Here is a 7,732-nt window from a genome sequence, read left to right as displayed (position 1 = left end):
CCCCTTCAGGGGATTTAGGGGTGACATAAAATGATATTTTATTACAAATTGAAACTAACGTTGTTTTGATGTTTAGTTTTTGGACACCCTCTTTTCTTTTATGTAATAATTGTGTTCTTATAATGCTTTGATGCTATGCTGAAAAACTTAATCTATCAGGCCCTGCTATGCCTTGTCTGCCACTTCGATTGAGTTACCCGGTAGTTGTAAACCAGCTATTAGCTTTGGCGTAATTGCAAATTACGCCGGGTGGAGGGGAGTGAGCTTCTCCCCACTGACGTTTGCTAATGGGGCTGGCTACTAGATTAGACGCTTTTAATTTTTGGACCATAATCAGCAAAATCTATTGCTCTAAATATTTTTCTTATCTGAGTATGTGAGTTTTGAAATTGGTTATTATCAAGAACTTTTACATAGGCAGGCAAGTCATCTTTCTCTGGCATTATTGATGTCAATTTAGACACCCAATATCTTTTGCTCTTCGAAGAGATATTCTCATCGTTAAGAACTCTGATCAATACATCTGAAACAGACTTATCTTCTGTGAATAACTCTTCAAGTTCTTCTTTATAGTCTTCAGGTAAACCGTTTAATCCATTTTTATGATATACTTTTTCAAGCTTTTCAAGATTATTGTTGAAAGACTCTGTTTCTGATAAAATAGGTTGAATAAAGACTGAATCGGAATCAATATATTGTTCGTTTTCGATAGCTTCTATACCACCTAATATTATTGTAATGTTTTTCCTTAAAGAGCTATTGCCTAATTTTGATGCTTTTTTCAAACAAGACTTTAATTGACCTAAATCATTTGTAAGTCTAATCAAAAACCAATAAGGTGCTGAAGTGTTATTTTTAGCAACATTTACAGCTTCCACAATAAAAGGCCATGCCTGATGTGCAGTGAAATAATTATCATCCTCAAGCAATTGTAAATCTACTACCCCATATGCAAATGCATTGTAAATGGATTGCTTAGGCGGTAAGTCTAATTGACGAGTATTTAATCTGCCGTTTGCTGTGGCAATATCAGCGTAAAACTGATCTCTAATTTGGGTAAACTCACTTTTTAAAAATTGTGCTGAGATAGGAATCGCCCCTTCAATATCCCTCCCAACTATTTTAACATTTAATTGGCTACCTGAATCTGTTACCTTATTTAGTGTTACAGGATTCGCTTTCTCCAAAGCATCTATTAAATATACAATGTCTGTCTTTTTAGGTGATATTTTTAAGCACTCAAATTTTTCTATCCATTCTGGTAATCTATCAGGTATTTCGGGTAGTATTAAAAACAGAGACGAAATCAAGGTTGACTGCTCTTGTGTATTTCTAGAGCCTTGCAATCTTTTATATAAATCATCAATCAAGACATTTTTATCAATCATGATTCCTACCAGCTCAGGTATTCTATTCAAGTATGGTCTAAAATTATTTGACTTTGAAATTAAAGTAAGAAATTCAGTCACATTTTGAAATAAGGATGCTACTAATTCATATTTTAAACCATATCCATTATGTAATCCATTCGCACGACTAGTTATAATGAGTTGAAAACGACTAGTTAAACTTAGTATTTGTTTTATGTGCTCATCAGAATTTCGTACACCATTAATAAGAAAAAGAATATTAGATGAAGATTGACGGAGTAATGAGCGAAAATCACTCAGAATTTCCGAGGCTGTTTTATATTTTCCATTGTTATAATCACGATAAATACTCTTCTTTCCTAGTGCTTGAATAAGAATAGCACTCATAATTAATTCTAATGAGCTCCCTATTAGTCCAATTTCAGCAGAATACCGTACTTGTTCTATCTTTAGCTGGTCTCTTCGAAAAGAACAAATCCCAAACTGAGCTAGGCCCAAAGATTCAATGCTTGCTTCTATTAATCTAACAGTATCATTCTTTAGTAATCTTGGCATTTTTTATTTTTGTTTTCAATAATTGAAATTGTGACATCGCTGACGTTATGATTAATTGCCTAATGTTTGCAGGACGAGCCGACCGAGCCATGCTTTATACCAGCGTGTTGGCAATAGTATTTATTGTCTTTCAAGATCATCAAGTTCAATAATTTTATACTCATTGCCGTCGAATACAGCAGTTAAATCAACAGAGTATGAATAATCCTTATATTTAAAAAAAAGTTCACCTTCACAAACAGTACCTCCTCCTTCAATGTTTAATTCGTACACAAAATCTAAATACTCAATATTAGTCCATTTAATGCCATTTTTACCTCCATCTTGTTTCAATTTATTATAATCGTTTTCAATATCTTCAACCCATTCCTTTTTTTTAATTGAAGTAATGTGATTACGCGCTTCTGGGTCTGTAATAACCTCTTCATTTTTTCCTAATTCTCTTAATTCTTCAATAGTTAAGAAGCTATTTACATAGTCACTTTTTGTTGTCTGGCTTAGTGAGTTTAATAGTTTAAAGGCATACATTCCCACATCTTCGGGTTCATTCATTTTTTTGTATGAATCACAAGAAACAAGATTGACTGCTATTAGTGTAACAATCACACATAATGAAGTTATTTTATTCATGTTACTATGTTGTAAGTTTATATTATTGCCAACTACTCTGTAACCGTCATTGTATGACGTAACTATTTCTTATAGGTTTTATCCTGGTCATTGTGTTTTTAAGCTTTTAGCTATGATAGGATAGGAGGATAAACGTAAGGCAATATTGGATTTCATAGTGTTTGGTTTTAAAAATTAGTACTTACAAAAATAGCAGAATACCGGTATTATGCTAATAAACCAACGTCTTTTTAGTTTAACGAAGTAATATTGTGGATAAATTCTATGGAATTAATTATCAATTGTTAATGATTAATGAAATAATACTTTATGGTCTTTTATTGTTTGGTAGGATGGGAGGCAATATTTCGAGGGAAGTTAGCAATAATTACATACTAATGTCTGTTGCCTGGCGGAAACCGCCCCGTGAAACCCTAATATAGCCCGGTGGGGAGTATGTAATGATATCCATTGGTTTCAATGGCTAAATATTCACCCTGTTTAATAATAAATTGCGCTGGGATATTTTTTTTAAAGCAGAAGTTAGGTAACACAGGTGTTAAGGTTAAAACAGGTTTCTGTTAATTAAGTATATTTGTCGTATACAGATTAAAACAATATTCTTAATGGTTCAAGGTAAGGCCCAAAAAGTAATTACATCAAAATATTTCGTGCTTCCTGTTGCGGTTTTATCTGTTTTAGTAGTATCCGTTATCCTTTATTTAGCTTCGATACAAGATCTGATTATTTTACCTGTTTCTGATCAATACATTATTGAAGGTTATACTGATGATGTTAACGGAGGGCGAAGCGAGATTACAGAAATGAGTAATTCAGATTCTGTGTTTGTGTTTCGTTTTCAGTTGAAAGAAGGGTTTTATAGTCCCTATGCTGGATTTAGTGTGACTCCTGCAGCAAGCAAACTGTTTAATGCCGGTAAATACAATCAAATCAATCTTTGTTTGTCAGGTACAAATATTGATCGTTTAGGGATTGCTCTCTATACACCCATTCCAGATGAATATAACATCAATTCAGAGGATGAAAACCTGCATCATTCTTATCTGGGTATTTCAGAGAAAAAAACTACTTATCAAATTCCATTTAATCAGTTGAAGCATCCGGAATGGTGGTTAGATCTGCATCAGATTTCTGCATCAGAAATAATAAAGCCGGATTTTAGTCAGATTATTCATGTAAATGTTGGATCAGCCTATGCTCCTGAAATAGAAAATGAGAAAACATTGAACGTATATTCTATTTCTTTTACGCGAAATAATAATTTGATTTTTATTGCATTGTCAGTAATTTATTTATCTGTATTAATGCTGTTGTATCTTTTCAATTATTGGAAGATGTTTCGTAAAACGAAAAAAGCAGAAATAACCATTGCTTATAAACCCGTTGAAATAGAAACAGGCAACCAATCAAATGATGAGATATGTATTGATTATATCAATCAATCGTTTCAAAATAATGACTTGACTCTTGACCTGGTTGCAAAAGAAACCGGGATATTACAAAGAAAAATTACTCAGATTATAAACGAACAATTCAATTGCAATTTTAAAACCTACATCAATCGAATCAGAATAAATGAAGCAAAGCGTTTATTGAGTCAAACTGATTTAAATATTGGTGAAATAGCTTTTAAAGTGGGCTTTAATAATCAAAGTCATTTCAATAGAGTCTTTAAAAAAGAGACGCAAATCAATCCTTCTGAATTTCGTGATAATCAGCTATAAGGATTTAATGTAAAAAGGTTTTTATTTTTTGTCAAATTAATATTTAAGGAATAAATTAACATTGTTATCTAACTAAATTCATAACAATGAAAAAGATCCTTACCGCCTTTCTCTTTATCTTTTCAGGACTAATTGTCACAGCTCAATACGATCAAAACAATCGAATTATTTCCATCGACCTAACGAATGAAAAAGGTTCGTTAAATACTATGTTTAAGGAATGCATCGGTGCCGGAAGGGCCAATGAAGGATTAAGAGCTGACTGGCAGCAGCAACTCAGAGTGGTCAAACAAGACTGCGATTTTAAGTATATCCGCATGCATGGTTTGTTAACTGATGATATGGGAATATACAAGATTGACAGGGAAGGTAATCCGGTTTATAACTATCAATATGTTGATGTGTTGTACGATTATATCCTGGAAATTGGTATGAAGCCTTTTGTAGAGCTGGGATTTATGCCAAAAGCTCTGGCTAGTGGTGATCAAACTATTTTTTGGTGGAATGGTAATGTTACACCTCCCTGGGATTATGGAAAATGGGAAGATCTGATTCGGAATCTGGTGCAGCATTTTACCGATCGTTATGGTGAAGAAGAGGTTGCTACCTGGTATTTTGAAGTTTGGAACGAACCCAATCTGTCACCGGGATTCTGGACCGGTACGCAAGAAGAATATTTCAAACTATATAAATATGCGGTAAATGGGGTTAAAGCGGTCAATCCACACTATAAGGTTGGAGGACCTGCAACAGCCGGTGCTGCATGGGTTCCTGAAACCATTGAATTCTGTGAGAAAAACAGGGTGCCAATCGATTTTATCAGTACTCATGCTTATGGAGTTCAGCAAGGTTATCTCGACGAATTTGGAACAACAGGAACCATTCTTAACCCTGATGAATGGGCGGTTAGTAATGAGGTAATCACCTCCCGAAAACAAATTACTGAGTCAACCAGACCTGATCTTGAATTGCATTATACCGAGTGGAGTTCGTCATACACACCGGCCGATCCGATACACGATAGTTACCATCAGGCTGCCTATATCCTGAATAAATTGAAACAGGTTGGAGATGCTGCCAATTCAATGTCATACTGGGTATTCACCGATATTTTCGAAGAAGCCGGACCACGCTTTACTCCCTTTCATGGTGGATTTGGGTTGATGAATACGCAGGGTATAAAAAAGCCTGCATACCATGCTTATTCTTTCTTAAATCAATTGGGCGATGTTGAATTGACAAATAAGGATAAAGCATCATGGGCCTGTAAGAATAATAAGGGAGATTTTCAGTTACTTTTTTGGGATTACACTTATACTTTGCCCGATGACTCTATCAATAATCAGCAATATTATATCCGTGATTTACCCGCCAATAAAAAAGGTGATGTAACAGTAAAATTGCAGGGTATTGAGGAAGGAAACTATGAGATGGAAGTGTTTTTAATTGGTTATTTGAATAACGACCCATACACTTTATATGCTCAGCTTAACCGACCAGATCAACTAACCAAACGTCAGGTTGAGTTTTTAAAACAAAATAGTGATGGAAAACCATTTCAAAGCGAATTGATTAAAATAGATTCAAAAGGGAAATGGGATAAAACATTCCCATTACGAGAGAATGATGTTTATCTGGTGACATTTAAAAAGTTGTAAACAATGATTAAGAGTTTTAGTAAGTTATTGCTGATTATTCAGTTGTTGTGTTGGGCTTCTATAACAGATGCACAGGATAAAAGTCAATCAGATAATCAATATACAAATCCCATTTTTGCAGGTGATTACCCCGATCCCAGTATTCTGGTTGATGGAGAAGACTATTATATGGTTCATTCCTCTTTTGAATATTATCCGGGATTGTTAATCTGGCATTCCACCGATTTAATTAACTGGACACCAGTTGTCAATAGCCTTCAGAAATATGTGGGATCGGTTTGGGCTCCCGATCTGGTAAAATATGATGATAAATACTATATCTATTTTCCGGCTTCCAATACTAATTATGTCATTTGGGCCGATCAGATTGAAGGACCCTGGAGCGATCCGGTTGAATTGGATATTACCATGATTGATCCCGGCCATGTGGTGGATGATGAAGGTAACAGATACCTGTATTTTAGCAGTGGCAGTTATGTACCCTTAACCCGCGATGGATTATCCATAGATGGTCCGGAAGTTCATAGTTACGATGGATGGGAAATTCCCAGAGACTGGTCTATTGAATGCTTTTGTATGGAGGGACCTAAGTTGTTTAAAAGGGGAGAATACTATTACCTTACAGTTGCTGAAGGAGGAACAGCTGGCCCGGCAACAGGTCATATGGTGGTTTCAGCTCGGTCTAAATCACCTCTGGGGCCCTGGGAGAATTCACCTTATAACCCTATAATACGAACACAAAGTAAAGATGAAAGGTGGTGGTCTTTAGGACATGCTACTCCTTTTGAAGATGCTCATGGCGATTGGTGGATGGTGCTGCATGGCTATGAAAACGGATACTACAACATGGGACGTCAAACCATGCTTTCACCCATCGAATGGACTGCTGATGGCTGGTATAAAATACCTGAAGGATATACGGTTGAAACCCCGGTACAGAAGCCAAAAGGAAAGAACAGTAAAGAAATATTCTCTTTGTCAGATAACTTTTCTGGTAATAAACTGAATCCATCCTGGAAGTTTTTTAAAGAGGGTAACCAGGACAGGTATGAGGTGAAAAACAATAGTGTAATAATCACTGGTAAAAGTGATAATGTAGCGGCTTGTTCACCAATGTTATGTATCCCTGAAGATCATTCATATATTGCACAGGTAGAAATGGAAATAGTAGGTGAGGCAACCGGTGGTTTGGTCTTGTTTTATAATGAGAGGGCTTTTTCTGGGATTCTGGCTGATAAGGAAAATGTATTAGCTAATTTACGGGGATGGCAGTTTGTTACCGAACCCAATGCTTTAAATCGAAAAGTATATTTACGATTGAAAAACGACGAACACACAGTAGATATGTTTTACAGTACTGATGGAAAGAACTGGATAAAAATTGAAAATTCCTTTAATTCTGAAGCCTATCATCACAATGTGTTAAGTGGATTTATGAGTTTACGAATAGGTTTATGTTCTATGGGTGAAGGAAAAGTGATTTTTAAGAATTTTGAATATCAACCAATAGCATTCTAAATAATATTTGATGAAGAAAGAAAGCTACTGTGCAAAAAGAGGCCTCAGTTGGCGAGCAAAAAAACAAGGTTGAATTGACGATTAAAAATCGTTTTTTGTTTGAGTTGAGCGCAGCCAACGAGTTTAAACGATTTCAGTCAATTGACCGTAGTTTTTTTAGTGAGGCAGGTGCAGCCTTGATTTTCTTTGCTTCGTTTCTTGCATCAAGGCAAGAATTGTAGCAAAGCGGAAATCATGAACACCATTAAAAATAAGCAAACGTGAACTAAATGAAGTC

The 7,732-nt window shown here is 35.2% G+C and carries 5 protein-coding genes; 3 read left to right on the top strand and 2 right to left on the bottom strand.

Annotation, left to right across the window (positions count from 1 at the left end):
• Window positions 1-305 precede the first annotated feature (305 nt).
• The gene (locus ACRD62_RS22045) at window positions 306-1,925 is read right to left on the bottom strand and encodes a hypothetical protein (RefSeq protein WP_430822248.1); all 1,620 of its coding nucleotides are present in this window, start codon (window positions 1,923-1,925) and stop codon (window positions 306-308) included.
• Window positions 1,926-2,045: 120 nt separating this feature from the next.
• Complete coding sequence (locus ACRD62_RS22040) at window positions 2,046-2,555, bottom strand: hypothetical protein (protein WP_430822247.1); 510 nt, start codon at window positions 2,553-2,555, stop codon at window positions 2,046-2,048.
• Window positions 2,556-3,160: 605 nt separating this feature from the next.
• On the opposite strand from ACRD62_RS22040, the gene ACRD62_RS22035 reads away from it, so the two are divergent.
• The 3 genes from ACRD62_RS22035 to ACRD62_RS22025 all read left to right on the top strand — a co-directional run bounded on the left by ACRD62_RS22035 (window position 3,161) and on the right by ACRD62_RS22025 (window position 7,455).
• Window positions 3,161-4,279, top strand: a complete 1,119-nt coding sequence (locus tag ACRD62_RS22035; protein ID WP_430822246.1) for a helix-turn-helix domain-containing protein — start codon at window positions 3,161-3,163, stop codon at window positions 4,277-4,279.
• 86 nt (window positions 4,280-4,365) lie between these two features.
• Window positions 4,366-5,937, top strand: a complete 1,572-nt coding sequence (locus ACRD62_RS22030; RefSeq protein WP_430822245.1) for a GH39 family glycosyl hydrolase — start codon at window positions 4,366-4,368, stop codon at window positions 5,935-5,937.
• Window positions 5,938-5,940: 3 nt separating this feature from the next.
• Window positions 5,941-7,455: a family 43 glycosylhydrolase gene (locus ACRD62_RS22025; protein ID WP_430822244.1), complete on the top strand. Its 1,515-nt coding sequence runs from the start codon at window positions 5,941-5,943 to the stop codon at window positions 7,453-7,455.
• The last annotated feature ends 277 nt before the right edge of the window (window positions 7,456-7,732 follow it).

The sequence above is a fragment of the Carboxylicivirga caseinilyticus genome (assembly GCF_050589785.1).
Classification (GTDB): Bacteria; Bacteroidota; Bacteroidia; order Bacteroidales; family Marinilabiliaceae; genus Carboxylicivirga; species Carboxylicivirga caseinilyticus.
The sequence above is the reverse complement of the archived record's forward strand: the minus strand, read 5'-3'. Positions and strand labels throughout refer to the sequence as shown.

What these genes read in the sequence shown, in the direction of transcription:
- ACRD62_RS22045 (WP_430822248.1), bottom strand. Translation starts at nt 1,925, where the DNA reads ATGCCAAGATTACTAAAGAATGATACTGTTAGATTAATAGAAGCAAGC.
- ACRD62_RS22040 (WP_430822247.1), bottom strand. Translation starts at nt 2,555, where the DNA reads ATGAATAAAATAACTTCATTATGTGTGATTGTTACACTAATAGCAGTC.
- ACRD62_RS22035 (WP_430822246.1), top strand. Translation starts at nt 3,161, where the DNA reads ATGGTTCAAGGTAAGGCCCAAAAAGTAATTACATCAAAATATTTCGTG.
- ACRD62_RS22030 (WP_430822245.1), top strand. Translation starts at nt 4,366, where the DNA reads ATGAAAAAGATCCTTACCGCCTTTCTCTTTATCTTTTCAGGACTAATT.
- ACRD62_RS22025 (WP_430822244.1), top strand. Translation starts at nt 5,941, where the DNA reads ATGATTAAGAGTTTTAGTAAGTTATTGCTGATTATTCAGTTGTTGTGT.